This window comes from Shimia sp. (assembly GCF_039969785.1).
Lineage (GTDB): Bacteria > Pseudomonadota > Alphaproteobacteria > Rhodobacterales > Rhodobacteraceae > Shimia.
This window is the reverse complement of the sequence record NZ_JBDVNC010000038.1, coordinates 1-18,430: the sequence shown is the minus strand read 5'-3', so window position 1 is coordinate 18,430 and position 18,430 is coordinate 1. Positions and strand designations below refer to the sequence as shown.

Annotated in this window: 9 protein-coding genes and 1 tRNA gene; 6 read left to right on the top strand and 4 right to left on the bottom strand. The window is 52.8% G+C overall.

All coding sequences use genetic code 11. From position 1 onward, the window contains the following. Positions 1 to 139 precede the first annotated feature (139 nt). Together ABJI08_RS18305 and yhdJ are read left to right on the top strand one after the other, a co-directional pair. The gene (locus ABJI08_RS18305) at positions 140 to 424 is read left to right on the top strand and encodes a hypothetical protein (protein WP_348403300.1); all 285 of its coding nucleotides are present in this window, start codon (positions 140 to 142) and stop codon (positions 422 to 424) included. A gap of 441 nt (positions 425 to 865) precedes the next feature. Beyond that, on the top strand, positions 866 to 1,744 hold the full coding sequence (gene yhdJ / locus ABJI08_RS18300; RefSeq protein WP_348403299.1) for an adenine-specific DNA-methyltransferase: 879 nt from the start codon (positions 866 to 868) through the stop codon (positions 1,742 to 1,744). On the opposite strand, the gene ABJI08_RS18295 is transcribed toward yhdJ, so the two are convergent. The 4 genes from ABJI08_RS18295 to ABJI08_RS18280 all read right to left on the bottom strand — a co-directional run bounded on the left by ABJI08_RS18295 (position 1,709) and on the right by ABJI08_RS18280 (position 4,591). After that, positions 1,709 to 2,737: a hypothetical protein gene (locus tag ABJI08_RS18295; protein WP_348403298.1), complete on the bottom strand. Its 1,029-nt coding sequence runs from the start codon at positions 2,735 to 2,737 to the stop codon at positions 1,709 to 1,711. The two genes, yhdJ and ABJI08_RS18295, sit on opposite strands and share 36 nt — an antisense overlap. A 105-nt stretch (positions 2,738 to 2,842) precedes the next feature. Further along, the gene (locus tag ABJI08_RS18290) at positions 2,843 to 3,331 is read right to left on the bottom strand and encodes a hypothetical protein (protein WP_348403297.1); all 489 of its coding nucleotides are present in this window, start codon (positions 3,329 to 3,331) and stop codon (positions 2,843 to 2,845) included. A gap of 190 nt (positions 3,332 to 3,521) precedes the next feature. Next, positions 3,522 to 3,596 (bottom strand) — tRNA-Asn (locus ABJI08_RS18285). Between the two features lie 80 nt (positions 3,597 to 3,676). Beyond that, positions 3,677 to 4,591, bottom strand: a complete 915-nt coding sequence (locus tag ABJI08_RS18280; protein ID WP_348403296.1) for an MBL fold metallo-hydrolase — start codon at positions 4,589 to 4,591, stop codon at positions 3,677 to 3,679. A gap of 39 nt (positions 4,592 to 4,630) precedes the next feature. Between ABJI08_RS18280 and ABJI08_RS18275 the strand changes: the two genes are divergently transcribed. The 4 genes from ABJI08_RS18275 to ABJI08_RS18260 all read left to right on the top strand — a co-directional run. Beyond that, a complete protein-coding gene (locus ABJI08_RS18275) occupies positions 4,631 to 5,935 on the top strand; it encodes an ATP-binding protein (protein ID WP_348403295.1) in 1,305 nt (434 codons plus the stop codon). 144 nt (positions 5,936 to 6,079) lie between these two features. After that, positions 6,080 to 7,210 (top strand): efflux RND transporter periplasmic adaptor subunit, encoded by a 1,131-nt coding sequence (locus ABJI08_RS18270; protein WP_348403294.1) that lies wholly within the window; start codon positions 6,080 to 6,082, stop codon positions 7,208 to 7,210. A 6-nt stretch (positions 7,211 to 7,216) separates the two neighbouring features. Then, positions 7,217 to 10,354 carry a multidrug efflux RND transporter permease subunit gene (locus ABJI08_RS18265; RefSeq protein WP_348403293.1) on the top strand — a complete coding sequence of 1,046 codons (3,138 nt, stop codon included), beginning with the start codon at positions 7,217 to 7,219 and terminating at the stop codon, positions 10,352 to 10,354. Between the two features lie 996 nt (positions 10,355 to 11,350). Then, a partial coding sequence (locus ABJI08_RS18260; protein WP_348403301.1) for an Ig domain-containing protein occupies positions 11,351 to 18,430 on the top strand: 7,080 nt, incomplete at its 3' end.

Below are 18,430 nucleotides of genomic sequence, written 5' to 3'. Positions count from 1 at the left end.
GCTTCAAGGCCAGTTCAGAAGCTGCAAAGAAAACCACAAAGGAGGCCACCATATTGACCAAAGCATAGCCGCCGATACATAAATAAAGCGGGTCAAATCTCGGTGACAATACCGGGTCAGTTATCAATGACATTCAACAGTGACGTTTCAAAATGTCTCGAAGAACCTGCTTCTGAACTCGCTCAACTCAGGGCTCCATACGGGATGTCTTACCATCGGCGACTTCCCGTTGCGTGACGAACTCACGCTCGAGCTTGAAGCGTTCGAAGCCAAAGTGGGCAAGACGGGTCGCACGTCCATTCAGGGCGGGACGAAAGCAGGTCACTCAGATATCGCCATGGCTGCCGCGATGGCTTATTACCTTTCGGATCATCGCACCGTGGGCGCGCATGTTGGTGAAGTGAAACTCAACGGATACTGGTAAGAAACACTCGCTCTCGTCGCGAGATGGCTGCAGTCGCGCCCATCCACATGCGACGAAATCAACGAGCGACCCAGCAGAATCGCGCAGCGCTTCGGTTTGTCGGTATTTTGCGTGTCAGCGTGGGGCGAACGTGTGAAACCACGAGAGTTGACAAGCTCTGCGAAGGAAATCGGACTCGGCCCGCATGCACGTTTTCGCGCATGACTGCCGCGGTATTTGGACAAAAAGATCCGAAAACGGATAATGCGTCCCTGAACCGGGTTGTTTCAGTGTTGAACGCGGTGCACTTGCTCGTCGCATCCTGACAGATGATCGAATCCAACCTCGCGGGTGACGTCATTCTCGAGGCGCCTTCTTGCGATGTGTCAAAAATCTGGTCGATCCTAAGGTGCGCGGATGCTACATGTAGTAATTAACCTAAAAATGAACACTAGGGGCGATATGAGAGCAGACTACAAAACTGACGACCACCACATCATTCATGGCAGTGCGCTGGAGTCACTAGAGAGTATCGAGGATCAATCGGTAGACATGGTCTTTGTCGACCCGCCTTACAACATCGGGAAAGATTTTGATGGAATTCACGACCGAGTTGATGAGGTTGAATATTTGGAAGCCTGTTGGCTATGGTTGAGTGAGTGCATTCGTGTTTTGAAGCCAAACGGCACGTTCTATCTGATGAATTCCACCCAAAATATGCCGCATCTTGATTTGTGGTGTCGGGAGCGGATGTCAATTTTATCGCGCATTGTTTGGACTTACGATAGCTCTGGCGTTCAAGCCAAAAAGTACTTTGGCTCTATGTATGAGCCCATCCTTCACATGGTTATGGACCCAAAAAAATATACGTTCAATTCCTCCGACATTTTGGTTGAAGCGAAGACAGGCGCTAAACGCGGATTGATCGACTACAGGAAAGATCCACCTCAGCCGTACAATACTAAGAAAATTCCGGGAAACGTGTGGGATTTCGCACGTGTTCGTTTCAAGATGCACGAATATGAGAACCATCCCTCTCAAAAACCTGAGGCGCTCATGGAGAGGTTGGTGCTTGCTTCGAGCAATCCGGGCGACACCGTACTGGATCCGTTTTCTGGTACGTTTACTACGGCAGCTGTTGCAAAACGGCTAGGTCGACGAACGATCAGTATCGAACGCAACGAAGAGTATGTTAAGATCGGTCTGCGCCGTCTGGAAATTCCATCACATTACAAACCAGACGAGCTTCAAAAAATTAAGAAACGCAAAACGAACAACCGTTCAAAGAAGCAACGAGAAAAAAATTCAATCGAGCAGGCCGTACTCAAGCTGGAACTGTAGTCGCAACTCTTCCTTGATTCGATTGACCGAGTCCTCAGGCAATTCGTCTGCAATGCGCCTGAGGTCTACAAGTGTAAAAACTTCCTCGAAAAGGGACATGTACGTATCGACGAGGCCTCGTTCGTATTTTCCAGATCTCTTTGCGCTATCTGCAATTCGTGCGACGACTTTTTCGGCTGGCTGATCAACCTTGATCACAAACGAAACCGGGAACCGATTCACTTTTTCGAAGTCTAGGAAGTATTTCGTGAAATCGAGAGTTTCGGTGACTTGAAAGAAACGCCCAAGTGGACGTAGGACGAAATCAATCCCTCCATCGTTAGCATTAGTGCGGCCTGTCTTAAACAGTTGAAGTGGCCGCTGCGAAATCGTCTCCCTTGTGTCCCCAACGAAGACAGCCTTGTCTCGGTAGAACTCGGCTAGGAGTGCGTATGACGCCACTTCAAAAAGGCGCGCATCTGCATTCTGTGCAAATGACTCTGAAAAGAACTCCCGTAAGGCATCTAGAGTTTCGATCTGTTCAAGCTCATCCAAAACGCTTGTTTGCTTTTCAGTGATCAGACCGACGTACTCATCAATAGCAGCGACAATGAACTCGGCCACAGTCCTTGGGTCATTCTCACCGTTGGACAGCAAAGTCTCTGAGATTGTTCGGGCCTTTTGTCCGTCCACTGTAGCTGCAACAACGGGAAGCAGATCACCAGAGACACCGTACTGTCTAGCAAACTCGTCATTCAGGCGATTGTCGAGCGGATGATTTTGAAGCTTTGAACCAAATGGCAAATCACGCATCCTAGCGAGCAAGTCGGTAAAGCGAGATTGACGGTCTGCCAGGTAGTCCTCAGCAATGACATACAAGGCGTACAGATTCCCTAGAGAACGCCGCGCTTTGCTCCCTCTCGTAGCTGCTCGGGTCTTTCGCTCGAGGTACTGAACCAACAAATTTTCATTTGAAAGGCCGTATGTTGCGGCCTGATCTTGGATAAATGACATACGCTCTGGCTACCATAACCTTGTAAAGCAAGGAAGGGACTATCGCAGCTCTACAGGCCATCTTTTCGATGCAAGTTTTTGTCAAACACCTGAAATCAAATTATCCTAATACCCAGGATCTGCTTCTCCCTCGGATATCTTGAGGATCCTCTGAACTGCTCCGTTTCTAGAAACACCGCAGAATTTGTGTATTGCCTTAAAGGAATGCCGCAGGTCTAGGTCGAACCTTGCGAGCGGCACTTTTGGATCAAGCCAGTTCACTTTTACTTCGAGCGCGCTTCCCTTGATGGAGGGCCGATCTGAAACAACCTCACCAATCATCATAAACTTCCCGCGTTCACGCGGGACAAGTGCAACATCACCTTTTTTGACTTTGCTGAGAATCGTATCAATCTGCCGGGCGAGCATCCGCAATCCCATCTCCAAATTTTCCGGGTTGCCGGAGCGAAGAGCCTCGGTCAATTCGTCAATCGTCATTCTCGAGTTCAGGCCGGTTGTTTTGTAGTCCAGCCGAATACATCCGGTCTTTAAGACTTCGAGGACAATGTTTTCGTCGGACCCGGGCCTGAACTTCCATGCGTTTTTTTCTGTCATGTATCTTCTTCTGGTCGTGGGAATCCAAGCCTTTTACTTAACTGCAGAAAAAACGGCAACGCCACGCGAACGCGAGGAGTTGATATCTGCGGAGTCGCCAATTGTTGCAAAGCTGTTGCAAAGCTACACTAAAACGACAAAGGCCGCTCACTCGAGCGGCCTTTATGCCATTGATCTCTAAGAGAGATTTTGGCTCCGGCGGTAGGGATCGAACCTACGACCAATTGATTAACAGTCAACTGCTCTACCGCTGAGCTACGCCGGAATATGTTGCGTGATATAGCCTTGGATTTTGAGGACGTCCAGAGGTTAGATTGAGATTTTTTCGGATTTATCAAAAAATTTTCACAGGTGCCGGAAGATTGCATCTGAGTGGAAGCCATCGATCGGGGATACGGTGGATTTCCCGGTTAAATCAACGAGATGCGCAAAAACATTTCGAGTTGCTGCGCCGATGAGGGCCTTCGGTGTCTCTGTGTAAATCTGACAAGCGATGTCGTATGCGCGTGCGGGTTCGGATCTGAGAACGGAAAGAATTTCTGTCTCGCGTTTCTGGCGGTGCTCAACAAGCCATCTGAGGCGGTCGTTGGGTGACTGGATTGGCGCGCCGTGGCCTGCATGAAATACCCGCCATTTGCGTTCCTGTAGTTTGCGACACGAGGCCATGAAATCGGTCAGATCACCATCTGGTGGAGAGACGAGGGAGCTGGCCCATCCCATGACATGGTCGCCAACAAAACAAGCATCCCCCATGGCAAAGGATAAATGATTGCCAAAATGGCCTGGCGTGTGAATGGCTTCTAAGGTCCAATCCGTGCCTGACACGGAGTCCGTGTCTTTTAAGATGTGATCGGGGCGAAAATCCGCATCAACGCCTTCGCCACCTCCAGCAAGACCATTTGCGGCCAGTTCCTGCATCACCGCGCTGCGCCCTGTGTCCGGTCCGCCAAAGGCCCAGATCTTGGCACCTGTCTGGCGAGACAGATGTGAGGCAAGGGGAGAGTGGTCCAGATGTGCGTGTGTGATAAGAATGTGCGTGATTTCCTGATCCGGTGTCAGCGCCCGTGTGATGGCCTTTAGGTGGTCCATGTTTTCGGGGCCGGGATCGATCACGGCGATGTCACTTTGTCCTATCAAATAGGTATTTGTCCCCCGGAATGTCATTGGCGATGGATTGGGCGCAAGAATGCGGCGCAAGCCGGGCTCCAGCGTAACCACGTCGCCGGGGGTAGGGGCGAAGGCAAGGTTTTCGGCATCCATGGGCTTTCCTTCTGCGTCCGGGCACGGCAAGGTTTCGTTATGCTTTTTAAATGGCTCAAACAGTATATGCCACGGGGATTGTATGGGCGCGCCGCGCTTATTCTGGTCTTTCCGATTGTGTTGCTGCAATTGGTTGTGTCGTTTGCCTTTATTCAGCGTCATTTCGAGGGCGTGACCGAGCAAATGACGCACGCAACCGTGCGTGAAGTCAAGTTGGTGTTGCAGGAAGCCGCGGCCAAAGGAACGGCGGTGACCGAACTGGAAGAAGCGTTGCAGACCCTGCAAATGAAGGCGCATTTTTTAGACGTCGCGGAGGGTATTGATACACGGCGCTGGTATGATTTTTCAGGCATCATCATAACGCGAATTTTTAAAGAGAAGATCGCTGGTGTTCAGTTCGTTCAACTTGCAGAAAACAAACTGGTAAAATTGATGATCAACACGGAGGATGGGCCGGTTTTGTTGGAATTTGATCGGGCCCGCGTGTCGGCCAAAAACTCGCATCAGCTTTTGGTGAATATGGTGTTTTTTGGTGGGTTGCTGACCATTGTTGCCTATCTCTATTTACGCAACCAATTGCGTCCGATCAAGCGATTGGCGATTGCAGCAGAAGCTTTTGGGCGTGGACTTCACGTGCCGTATTCACCCGGAGGTGCCATCGAAGTGCGTGCGGCAGGAAGTGCGTTTCTGGATATGCGCAGCCGGATTGAACGTCAGATCGAGCAACGCACCATGATGTTGTCAGGTGTCAGCCATGATCTACGAACGCCGCTGACACGATTGAAACTTGGACTGTCCTTGCTGGCGGAAGAAGACCGCGTTCCGCTAGAGCGGGATGTCGAAGACATGCAGAAGATGTTGGACGCTTTCCTGAGTTTTGCGCGCGGATCACATGAAGGCGAACCTGAAACGGTCAATCCGAGAGAATTGGTCGAGCGCATCGTAGACGACTTTGCGCGAAGTGGAGCCGATGTGGTGATGCATAAGGTAGACGGGGACGGAACAGTTTCGTGGCGGGCGATGGCCATGCGTCGGGCCGTTGAGAACCTGATTGGAAATGCGGTGCGCTACGGTGAAAGGGCAGAGGTTTCTGTCAGAATAACTGAAAAATCCATCCGCATCCGGGTAGAAGACAGCGGGCCAGGTATCCCCAGAGAGGATCGTGAAGAAGCGTTGAAACCGTTTGTTCGCCTTGAACCGGGCAGAAACCAAAATAAAGGCCCCGGCGTCGGGTTGGGTTTGTCTATTGCCGCTGACGTCGCGCGGGTCCATGGCGGCATGCTACGGCTGGGCCGTAGTGAGCGGCTGGGTGGTTTGTGTTCCGACATGGTTTTCGCGCATTAAACCCGACCGACCTCGGGTAAGCTTGAAACGTCTTAAGCTCAGAATCCATTGTATGATTTGGCGGTGCGTGGTTCTATGAGTTTAGACATGTGCAGTTCCCTTGGATTTCAGGACGGCACGCAGATTGAGAAATAGGATATTCAAATGGGATTTTCAGGTCGACTGGGAATTATGGCGCTTGGTGTCGTGTTGCTGACCCCACAACTGGTATTGGCTCAGGACGCAGCGGCGCCCAAGGTGTCTGTCGCAGCCGCCTATACCGACGAATTGATTGACGAGGTCACATTCATTGGCACCGGCGAAGCAATCGACAAGGTTGATATCGTTGCCCGGGTCAGCGGATTTGTCGAAGAAATTCTGGCGGAAGACGGGCAGGCGGTCGCCAAAGGAGACGTTCTTTTTCGTATAGAATCAGATACATATGAAGCGACGCTTGCTGCACGAGAGGCAGATTTCGCCCGTGCCGAAGCCAATCTTAATCTGACAGAAGTTGAGTTGGAAAGAAAAACCCAGCTGTTTGAACGTGAAGTGGGTACCGAAGCAGATCGTGACATTGCGTATGCCAACAATCAGGTTGCCATTGCTGAGGTCAAAATTGCAGAGGCGGCCATTCAACTTGCCAAGCTGGATGTTGATTATACCGAAGTTCAGGCTCCGTTTGACGGGCGCGTTGGGCGATCTTCTGTAAGTTCCGGCGAACTTGTCGGGCCAAGCTCTGAACCTCTGATCAACCTTGTGCGACTGGCGCCGATCTATGTTGAGTTTTCTCTAACCGAACGTCAGCTAATCAACGTTATCAAAGAGTTCAAGACGAGCCTGACCGAGCTTGCCAAAAATTCAAATGCCCCGGATGTTTTTGTAACTTTGCCCAATGGCGATGAGCTGGACGAGATTGGGCGGGTGGTGTTCGCGGACAACCGGATTGATCCTACTACAGGCACGATCACGGTGCGTGCAGAGTTCGAAAATGAAAGTGGTCTGATTGTGGACGGCTCGTTTTTGACCGTGCGTATTCAGGATACCAAACCTTCTAAGGCGCTGATGATCCCAATGGCGGCCGTTCAGCGTGATCAGCGGGGCGATTTTGTTCTGGTCGTCGGACAGCAAAGCACGGTTGAACAACGGTATGTCACGCTGGGGCGGCAGGTTGAGACGGCCGTTGTTGTAGAAGACGGCATGCGCGAAGGCGAAGCTGTGATTGTCGAAGGATTGCAAAGGGTGCGTCCGGGGGTTTCTGTCGATGCCGTTTTGGCCGGCACGGCAACAGAGGAGTAAGCCCGGGTGTTCTCCTCAATATTTATCGCACGTCCTAAGACGTCATTTGTGATTTCACTGGTCCTGACCATCATGGGGATCATTGGATATCTGGCATTGCCAGTTGAACAATTCCCCGAAATTACACCTCCTGTGGTGACGGTCAGCGCCAGCTATACCGGCGCGAACTCGGAAACAGTGGAAAACACGGTTGCGGCGCCAATTGAGGCGCAGGTCAACGGTGTCGATGACATGCTTTATATGTCGTCAGACAGCACGGATACCGGGTCTTACAACTTGTCGGTCACGTTTGAAGTTGGCACCGATCCGGACATCGCGTCAGTGAACGTGCAAAACCGCGTCGCCCAGGCCATGGCGTCATTGCCGACCGAGGTGACAAGCTCGGGCGTTGTGACGCAAAAAAGCTCGACCAATATGCTGCTGATTATCACCTTGTCGTCGCCCAACGGGACTTACGACGAAGTGTTTTTGTCCAATTATGCGTCGATCAATCTGAAAGACGCATTGGCCCGTGTGCAGGGCGTTGGCAAAGCCGATGTGATGACGAATTTCGAATACTCAATGCGTATGTGGATGGACCCGAACCGAATGGCGGGACTGGGGCTGACGCCTGCGGATCTGATCTCGGCCATTCGTGAGCAAAACTTGGAAGTTTCTGCGGGGCAGGTGGGGACACCACCGATCCCAACAGGCCAGCAATTCCAGTATACGATCAAATCCAAGGGCCGCCTGACCACCGTCAGTGAATTTGAGAACATCGTTTTGCGGACTGGCACTGCGGGCAGTATCGTGCGTATTCGTGACGTGGCGCGGGTTGAACTTGGCTCAAGCAATTATGGCGCGTCGGGTCGGTTCAAGGGCAATCCAGCCACGGTTCTTGCGGTCTATCAGGCGCCGGGCGCCAATGCGCTGGCCGTGGCGGAGGGCGTGTTCAGCGAACTGGACCGGCTTGCAGCGGCGTTCCCGGATGATGTTGAATACGACGTTCCGTTTGATTCAACGTTGTTTGTAACTCAATCTTTGAACGATGTGATCACCACATTGGGCCAGACATTTGTGCTAGTGATCGCGGTTGTCTTTATCTTTCTGGGAAGTGTGCGGTCGACCATTGTGCCTGCTGTTGCAATCCCGGTGTCGCTGATCGGGACGTTTGCGTTCTTGTTATTGTTTGGCATGTCGCTGAACACCATTTCGCTGTTTGCGCTGGTGCTGGCCATCGGGATTGTGGTGGATGACGCCATTGTGGTGGTCGAAAACGTCGAGCGCATTATCGCGGATGAGGGGCTGTCGCCGCCTGACGCGACCCGCAAGGCGATGAGCCAGATCACTGGACCGGTGATCGCAACCACTCTGGTTTTGTTGGCGGTGTTTGTGCCGGTGACGTTCATGCCGGGCATTTCCGGGCGGCTTTATTCGCAGTTTGCTGTCACGATTTCGACCGCCGTTGTGATCTCATCCATCAACGCTTTGACGCTGTCTCCGGCTTTGTGTTCGTTGATCCTTAAGGCACGTTCAGGCCCGCCAACCGGGCTTCTCGCGACGTTTGAAAAAGGCATCGGGGGCTTGCGCGGAGGCTATGTTGGTATTGTGCGCCGCCTTGTGCGTGTACCGCTGATTGCAGCGGCGCTTTTGGCGGCTGTGATCTTGGGCAGTGGCTCGCTCCTTAAGGTGTTGCCAGCTGGTTTTATCCCATTGGAAGATAACGGCTATCTGTTCGTGGACGTTCAGTTGCCTGACGCGGCATCGCTTGAGCGCACAGAAACCGTGACGGCTCGCCTGAACGAGCAATTGCTTGAGGTGCCGGGGGTAGCGGCCACAGTGATTGTAAACGGGTACAGCCTTTTGAACGGGTCTGGGTCTAACGGCGCAATGGTGATCGCGAACCTCGAACCCTGGAATGATCGTGACTCAGATGAGCTGAGCGCGGAAGGCGTGTTGCGCAACATTCTGGCGATCGCAAATCAAGAGATTGGTGCCAGCGTGATCGCCTTTAACCCGCCGCCCATCTCGGGCTTGGGTATGAGCGCCGGTGTCGAAATGAAGGTGCAACAAACCGGTGGTGGCACGGCGCAGGAATTGGCGGCCGCTGTTGGGTCGCTGGTCTATGCGGCAAACCAACGACCCGAACTGGGTCAGGCCTATTCAACCTTCCGGGCCAATGTGCCCAAGGTATTTGTCGATCTGGACAGAGAAAAAGCCAAGTCTCTGAACGTGGCTGTTTCGGACGTGTTCCTGACTTTGCAGGCCTACATGGGGTCGTATTACGTGAATGATTTCAACCTGTTTGGTCGTGTCTACCGGGTAATGATTCAGGCCGATGGCGAATATCGCGATCGGGTGGAAGATCTGGATACGCTATATGTGCGCTCGCAAACTGGTGAAATGGTGCCGTTGGGTACAATGATCACGGTGAGCAATGAGTTGGGGCCTGTGGCGCTGAACCGCTATAACATGTTCCGTTCTGCGACTGTGACCGCAATACCCGCCGAAGGGCTTTCGACGGGTGATGCCATCCGTGTGCTTGAGGAAGAGTCCGTGGCGGCGCTCCCGCCGGGATATTCATTTGAATGGACCGGGACCGCACAGCAACAACAGGCTGCTGGTGGCTTGGTTATACTGATTTTGGTTATGGCTGTAATCTTTGGGTATCTGTTCCTTGTTGCCCAATACGAGAGCTGGACGATGCCGGTTGGGATCTTGCTGTCAGTAACGGTTGCTTTGTTTGGCGCGCTGGCCGCGGTCGCGATGTCAGGTGGGGATGTGAACCTGTATACCCAGATCGGGATGATCATGTTGATTGGTCTGGCCTCCAAAAACGCAATTCTGATTGTGGAATTTGCGATGGAGCGACGGGCCAGCGGTATGAGCATCAAGGACGCAGCAATCGAGGCCGCGCGACAGCGTTTTCGCGCTGTTATGATGACCGCTTTGTCCTTCCTTTTGGGGGTTGTGCCCCTGGTTATTGCCAGCGGTGCCGGAGCAGCGTCTCAGCAAGCGATTGGTATTGCCGTGTTTGGCGGTATGTTGGCTGCGACTGTCCTTGGCGTGATTATTGTGCCGGTTCTGTACGTGCTGCTGCAAGGCGCACGTGAGTGGGTCAAGGGATTGGGTAAATCCAAGCCCAAAGAAGCACAGGAAGGGTAATGTTAAGGCGGACTGTATTTCACAATATTGAGTATCATTTGGCGTAAGCACCAAAGTTGAATACGGACTTAGTACAAAATGTCTGTTTCGGCGGTACAAATAAAAGCTGCGATCATCCGTAACGATCATTGCGACCTATCCGACGGGGCTGGATGGTCCCGTTGGTGGAACCTCCGGTCTGAAAGGTCTCGCGGTTTGTAACGCGATATGCGCAGCGGCAAGGAAGCTGTTGTCTTGCGACGTGACTGGCGTTAGTGGCACCGGGACTGTTCATTCCGTATGCGACGTTTGTTTCCCATGTCCAGCCCCCCGGTTGCTAACTATCGGGTTGGGCCACTTCAGTCGGGAAGGAGCGGGTATGTGTTTGAGGCAGACAGCTGGTTCGTTAAAAGTCTGCAACACTGGAAGTTTAAGAGTGCTGGAAAGGTTGTTGAAAGCCAAGCAATCGACGCATCACAACGCCCTGTAATGACGTTGGTTAAGATATTTCAATCACAGACCTAGTAGATACCAAGGGGTTTAGTTTGATTCTGATGGGCCAATCGCTCTTGTCTCGTTTTTCGATCGGCAGTTCGCAGAGATCCAGACCCGCATCGCCGCACTTATCCATTACGCCGTGTTTTGCTTACGTGTCCCCAAGCTGTTAGAATTAATTAAAACGGGGCAAGGGAAGCCCGAATATTAGCGGGTTTGTGCGCAAAAATCCGGTTCAGAGATCATCGTCAACTTTCAGTTTGAGATGACCGTTAAACTGACCGACTGACGCTTCTGTTGTACGACATTAATGGGCTGTCTTTTGGTTTTCATGGATTTGAGATCGATTTGGTTTGACAGTTAAATATAGAATTTTGGTTGCAAACGAATTCAGAATGTTGAATTTTGGCACAGCTTGTTTTGTTAAATGTTACTAACTTTTGAGCTTTTTAGGGACTTTGGGAGCGAAGTCGATTGAAATTTGGACTGACGATTAAAAAACACGCGTTTTTGCGTGAGTTGATGCTTGTCGCATGGGCTTTTTTCCTGTCGTTGAATCCGGATTCAGGGCGCGCTCAGACTGCGTTTGACCCTGATGTTCATGAACTCCAACAAGCAATCGTGGGGCATCATGTCGAGTTAAGGCTCGATTCTGTTGCTAATGCCCTTGCACAGGAGGAGTCGACATTTGAGGTCGTTGCGGGGAGTTTGCCTGGCGGTCTGGAAATCAATTCTGAAGGGCAGTTGGTCGGGGCACCTACGGCCAAGGGCGCGTTTCGTTGGACTGTAAGGGTAAAAGGCGCGCGTGGCCCGCCAAGTCGGCACGAATATGCAATGCTGACGCGCGGGATTTTTGACCGCACGGTTGAAGTGCCAGACTGGTACCGCGTGTTGTTTGGACTGACCGCCGTCGCGCCTTTGATAATACCAGGTGACGATACATTGCCTTTCGAGCCTTCGAGCAATGGCTCAGGCCAAATTAGCAAAGTTGAAACGGAAAACGGAATTTCTGTTGAGACCGTTTTGCCAGAGGCCGAAGGCGCGATAACGTATTCCCACCAGATTCAGCCTTCAGGACGCGTTCCGCCATATACATTTGAGCTGATTGGCGGCGAACTACCGGAAGGTTACACTTTATCCCCCAGCGGGCTTGTTTCGGGCATTTCATGTGCAAGTAACGGAAATCACATTTTTGACGTGAGAATTACCGATTCCGAAGGCCAATTCGGAGATTTTGAAGGGAATAGTCAATTCAAGCTGAAGATGCAGGGCGGCGGACCAAACTGCGTCCTTCCGGGAGGCAATATTGTACCTCCAACGCTACCTTCAGGTTTGTACCAAGTATTCTACTCACAAGTGCTAAATGTCGAAGGATACGGAGGGGATTCTAGTTTTAGAAAAACCACCGGTACTCTACCGGTCGGGATGGACGTAGCCCCAACGGGATATGTGATTGGCCGTCCAACCGAAACCGGAACCTTTAATTTTACCGTCGAAGCATTTGACGGCAATCAAGTGCTTGCGTCGATTGATTATACGCTTGTTATTTCTCCAACTGAAACCTTGAGGATATTACCTGAGACGTTGCCAGACGGTTTGTACAATCAACCGTATTCGCAAGTATTGCAGGGTGAAAATGGTGATGGGGCGTATAGCTTTGCGCTGATCGGCGGTGCTCTGCCAAACGGGGTCAGCCTGAATTCAGATGGTGCCATACAAGGCACGCCGACGGAAACTGGTCGGTTCACTCCGACATTTGAGGTGACAGATGGTCAGGGTAATACCGGAACCAGAGGGTACGATTTTGATGTGGAGTCCGTTGATGATTTGTTGACGCTTGCGCCAGCGACCATTCCAACTGGCCAATATCTCGCGCCTTATTCTGTTCAATTTAGCGCGTCTAGTGGAGCACCTGGCAATATTGACTTTTCATTTCAGGGAACATTGCCGGCTGGAATAAGTGCCACCGACGCAGGTTTGCTTTCCGGGGCGCCGCAAGACACTGGACAGTTCCCATTCAGCGTTTTGGCGATTGATACAGAAGGCAATACAGGCACAGGTAGCTATACCTTGATTGTGGACCCGGTGGACGACCTTTTTGAGGTCGTCCCGGCAACACTTCCAGAAGGGACGTATGGCGACGCTTATTCCGTTACGTTGGATACACAAGGTGGCGGCGTGTCGCCATTTTCCGGCAGCCTGACCGGGGCTTTGCCAAACGGGCTGTCATTTAACACGCAACAAGGCACGATTTCGGGCACACCTTTGGAGACCGGAAGTTTTTCGTTGTCGGCATTAATCACGGATAGCCTCGGGAACACAGGCAGCCGTGATTACACGTTAATTATCAACTCAAAAGACGGATTGATCATAAAACCTGAGACTCTGCCGAGTGCTGTTTGGGGCAGCGCCTATTCTCAAACACTTAACACAGAAGGTGGCGACGGAAATTATACCTATTCGTTAACAACAGGTGCTCTTCCAGATGGAGTAACCCTTAATGCAAGTGGGAATTTATCTGGGACACCAAGTCAAACCGGCAACTTTAATTTTCAAGTTTCTGTCATAGACGGTCAGAGCAATACCGGCGAAAGAAGCTTTGTTCTTCAGGTTAGTGCGCTGTCATCTATGGTGATTTCTCCATCTTCGCTGGCCGACGGAACATTTGGAACGAATTATTCAGAGTTCTTTACGGCCACTGGCGGTAACGGTGCGAATAGGTTCTCGGTCGATAGCGGGGCATTGCCCATTGGGTTGACGCTGGGTTCCGATGGCTCCTTTGGCGGCGTTCCCGCCGAAACCGGAGAATTCTCGTTTGATATTCGTGTCACGGATACTGTTAACAACACCGGTGTTCAGAGCTATGTGCTCAAGATACTGCCAGATCCCGACCTGTTTGAATTGACCCCATCAGTTCTTCCTGCAGGCACATACGGGGCACCATATAATGTCACAATAGATACGACCGGCGGGGTGGCGCCGTTTACCGGAAAGCTGACGGGAACTTTGCCGTCCGGGATTACATTTGACACGTCCTCGGGCAAATTGTCGGGAACCCCTCTTGAGACAGGTGACTACCCGATTTCCGTAGTCGTTACAGACAGTTTCGGCAATCAAGGTTCTCGTGACTATGTATTGAGCATCCAACAACGCTCCGATCTAAGCATTACGCCCCCGAGTTTGCCCAACGGCGATTTTGGTGATGAGTATTCACAGCTTCTTTCGGCAAGCAACGGCGACGGAAATTACGTATTTTCTGTGTCAGATGGAACGCTTCCATCAGGATTAAGTCTATCGTCCGCCGGGAATCTTTCAGGCATTCTTTCGCAGACGGGAACATATCAGTTCACCGTAGCGGTCGAGGACGGGCAGGCTAACAATGGTGTCCGAGTTTACACGATTCAAGTGCGGCCCCGCAGTGACTTGACTATCGCTCCACCCACACTTTCCGACGGAGAGTTTGGTAACCCTTACAACGTCGATTTTACCGCAAGTGGGGGAGATGGATCATACACGTTTTCTCGTGCATCCGGCGGGTTCCCTGCTGGCATGTCGCTTGCCGAGAACGGCACGTTTTCTGGAACACCCCGGCAAACCGGCACGTTCAGTTTCGAAATTCGGGCGGTCGACGGGCAAGGAAACCAGGGTCTGCAATCTTATGGCTTTACAGTCGTTCCGCAGGAAGGTGGATTGAGCCTTACACCATCCGTTTTACCAGGAGCGACATTTGGGGTTGGGTATAGCGTTGAGATTGGCGCGACCGGCGGGGTGGAGCCATATTCGATAACGTTGACAGGTGCATTGCCGGCAGGCGTGTCTTTTGATCCTACAACCGCGAAATTGACTGGAACCCCAACAACGACCGGGACGTTTCCTTTGCAGGCGTCGGCAACAGACAGCCAGGGCAACACCGGCAATCTCAATTATACTTTGGAAGTAACTCCGGTTTCTAATTTGGAAGTAGCACCGGCGGATCTACCAGATGGTACTTTTGGCGTTGCATATTCTGGCAGCCTGACCGCCACCGGCGGAAACGGCAACTACAGTTTTGGCGTCGTGAGCGGCGCTTTGCCGGATGGTATCTTGCTTGCGTCCGACGGATCTATATCGGGCAACCCGTCGGAAACAGGAGATTTTTCGTTCCGGGTGGAGGTCACAGATACGGTCGGCAATATCGGATATCGGGATTATTTCTTTACGATTGTCCCCGTGACGGACCTTGCAATATCGCCGAACACTCTTCCGAACGGAACGTTTGCATCGGCTTATTCTCAGACATTAACTGCCAGCGGCGGTGTGGGCGGCTATGTTTTTGAAACCAGTGACGCCTTGCCCTCTGGTCTGACGCTGTCCTCTCAAGGCTTAATCTCGGGGTCTCCATCGGTGACCGGAACCTTCAATTTTACTGCTTATGTGAGCGACCCGGAAGGAAATAGCGGCAATCGATCGTACGCTTTGACAATTCTTGCGCAGGACGGCTTGCTTGGCTTCACGCCGACAACGCTTCCAGATGGTGTATTTGGAGTTTCATACTCAGCTAATATCGATGTAACGGGTGGGCTGGCGCCGTATGAAATGACTCTGACCGGCGCTTTACCCTCAGGGCTTTCTTTTGATCCGAATACCGGGGGGATATCAGGGACGCCTGTAGAAACCGGGCAATTCAATCTCGACATCGACGCAGAGGATGCCGCCGGAAATACAGGCAATATTTCCTACACACTGGACATTTTGCCGGTTGATACAATTGAGATTTCTCCGGATGACTTGCCTGATGGCACTTATGATGTGGCTTACAGCCAATCGTTGAGCGCGAGTGGTGGAAACGGCGACTACAGTTTCGCACTTCGCCTTGGAACCTTGCCGACCGGATTGTCACTTAGTAGCAATGGTGTGCTGAGCGGAACGCCAACGCAAAACGGCGATTTTAATATTGTCGTTTCCGTCAACGACAGCGCGGGCAATACGGGTGCGGCCCTCTATTCGTTGCGAATAGAGTCTGTTGATACTTTGGATATTGCGCCTGCAGCTCTGTCCGATGGTGTGTTCGGAACCGCTTATTCGGAAACACTGACAGCGACTGGCGGTGACGGCACGTATACCTTCGCCTTAAGCGCGGGGTCTTTGCCAAATGGCGTGAGTCTGGCCGCCGATGGAACTTTGGCGGGCACCACACAGACCACCGGCGATTTCGGATTTACGGCGTCTGTTATTGACGAAGCGGGGAATTCCGGATCGCGCAATTATACGCTTAGAATCCTGCCCGTCGCGGGTCTGATCAACATTCAACCGCCTGCGATGCCTGCTGGATTTTATGGGACCGCTTATAGCTTGGTGCTCAATGCGAGCGGTGGCGCTGGACCATATAACTTCTCACTGAGTGGCAATTTGCCAGCTGGAATGAATTTCGACACATCGAATGGGAGTTTTTCCGGAGCTCCTCTGGAAACCGGAAGCTTTGCTTTGACAGTGAATGTGATCGATGCGCAGGGCAACTCTGGAGAGCGCGACTACACACTGACGGTCACGGCGGTGACGTCGTTGGTTGTTTCGCCGGAGGTCCTTGCGGATGGCGCGTTTGGGGTTGCGTATAGTGAGACTTTGAGTGCGTCCGGCGGGGATGGCAGTTATACGTTCAGCGTTGGGGCGGGCAGTTTGCCCACTGGCGTGACGCTGGCGGGGAATGGAACCCTGTCGGGCACCCCGGTTGTGACGGGTGATTATAACTTCCGGGCGGATGTTGTGGATGGTCAGGGCAATACCGGCCAGCGCAGTTATGCGCTCAAGATTGCCCGTCTGGACGATCTGGCGATTGCGCCCGCGAGCGTGCCGGATGGCACGTTTGGAGCAACCTATAGTCAGGTGTTCACGGCGTCAGGTGGTGATGGCTCATATACGTTTGAACTGGCCTCGGGCAGCTTGCCCTCTGGTCTGAGCCTTGCGGGTGACGGCACGTTGTCGGGCACGCCGACGCAGACGGGCGACTTCGCCTTCGCGCTGTCTGTGCGGGACGGTCAGAACAACACCGGCAACCGCAGCTATACGTTGACGATTGGGGCGGTGGCGTCGCTGGTCGTCTCGCCCGCGAGCGTGTCGGACGGAACGTTTGGGGTTTCCTATTCGGAGCAGTTCAGCGCGACCGGGGGCAGTGGTAACTACACGTTCAGCGTGGGGTCCGGGGCATTGCCTGCGGGCCTGACGCTGGCGGGCGACGGGCGGCTTTCTGGTGCGCCGGGCGCGACCGGTGACTTTAGTTTCGACATTGATGTGGTGGACGATGAGAACAATACAGGTGTGCAGTCTTACACACTGACGGTCACGGCGGTGACGTCGTTGGTTGTTTCGCCGGAGGTCCTTGCGGATGGCGCGTTTGGGGTTGCGTATAGTGAGACTTTGAGTGCGTCCGGCGGGGATGGCAGCTATACGTTCAGCGTTGGGTCGGGCGGTTTGCCAGTTGGTGTGAGCCTGGCGGGGAATGGGACCCTGTCGGGCACGCCGGTTGTGACGGGTGATTATAACTTCCGGGCGGATGTTGTGGATGGCCAGGGCAATACCGGCCAGCGCAGTTATACGCTCAAGGTTGCCCGTCTGGACGATCTGGCGATTGCGCCCGCGAGCGTGCCGGATGGCACGTTTGGCGCCACCTACAATCAGGTGTTCACGGCGTCAGGTGGTGATGGCACCTATACGTTTGAACTGGCCTCGGGCAGCTTGCCCTCTGGTCTGAGCCTTGCGGGTGACGGCACGTTGTCGGGCACGCCGACGCAGACGGGCGACTTCGCCTTCGGGCTGTCTGTGCGGGACACTCAGAACAACACCGGCAACCGCAGCTATACGTTGAGCGTGGATCCTGCTGTTGGCATTATCGCAATAACACCTCCGACACTGCCATCTGGCGTTGTTCTGATCTCTTACAACGCCGCAGTGAATGCGAGCGGCGGCGACGGCAGTTACACGGGCGCCATAGTTTCGGGAAATTTACCTGCAGGGCTGGTTTTCTCGTCGTCTGACCTGACGATAACCGGCACCCCAACCGCACTGGGAACCAGTAATTTTGATGTCCGTATCACAGATGGCCAGGGCAACACTGGCGAGATGTCTTATTCCATTTTGATCGAACCCAATTTGTCTTCGCTGACAATAACCCCGCCGACGTTGACCGACGGTATCTATGATAGTCCTTATGCGGAGACGATTTCTGCGTCCGGCGGTGTTGCCCCTTACACGTTTAGCGTCACGTCTGGAGCGCTACCGCCCGGCATTAGTTTGAATTCTGATGGAACAGTGACAGGTACCCCAACCCATACCGGTACGTTTAGTTTTCAAATTGGCGCTGTCGACTCCCTTTTGGCGACAGGCAATGCTTCTTATACGATCACCGTATCGCCCATAAATAGTTTGAGCATCACGCCTCCGATATTGCCGGACGGTGTTTTTGGCAGTGTATATTCCCAGACACTAAGCGCCAGCGGTGGGGACGGGGCGTATGCTTTTGCGCTGAGTTCAGGGGCATTGCCAGCGGGTGTGACGCTTGCGGGGGACGGCACGTTGTCGGGTACGCCGAGCGTGACCGGTGCGTTTGATTTTGTAGTCAGCGTTGCG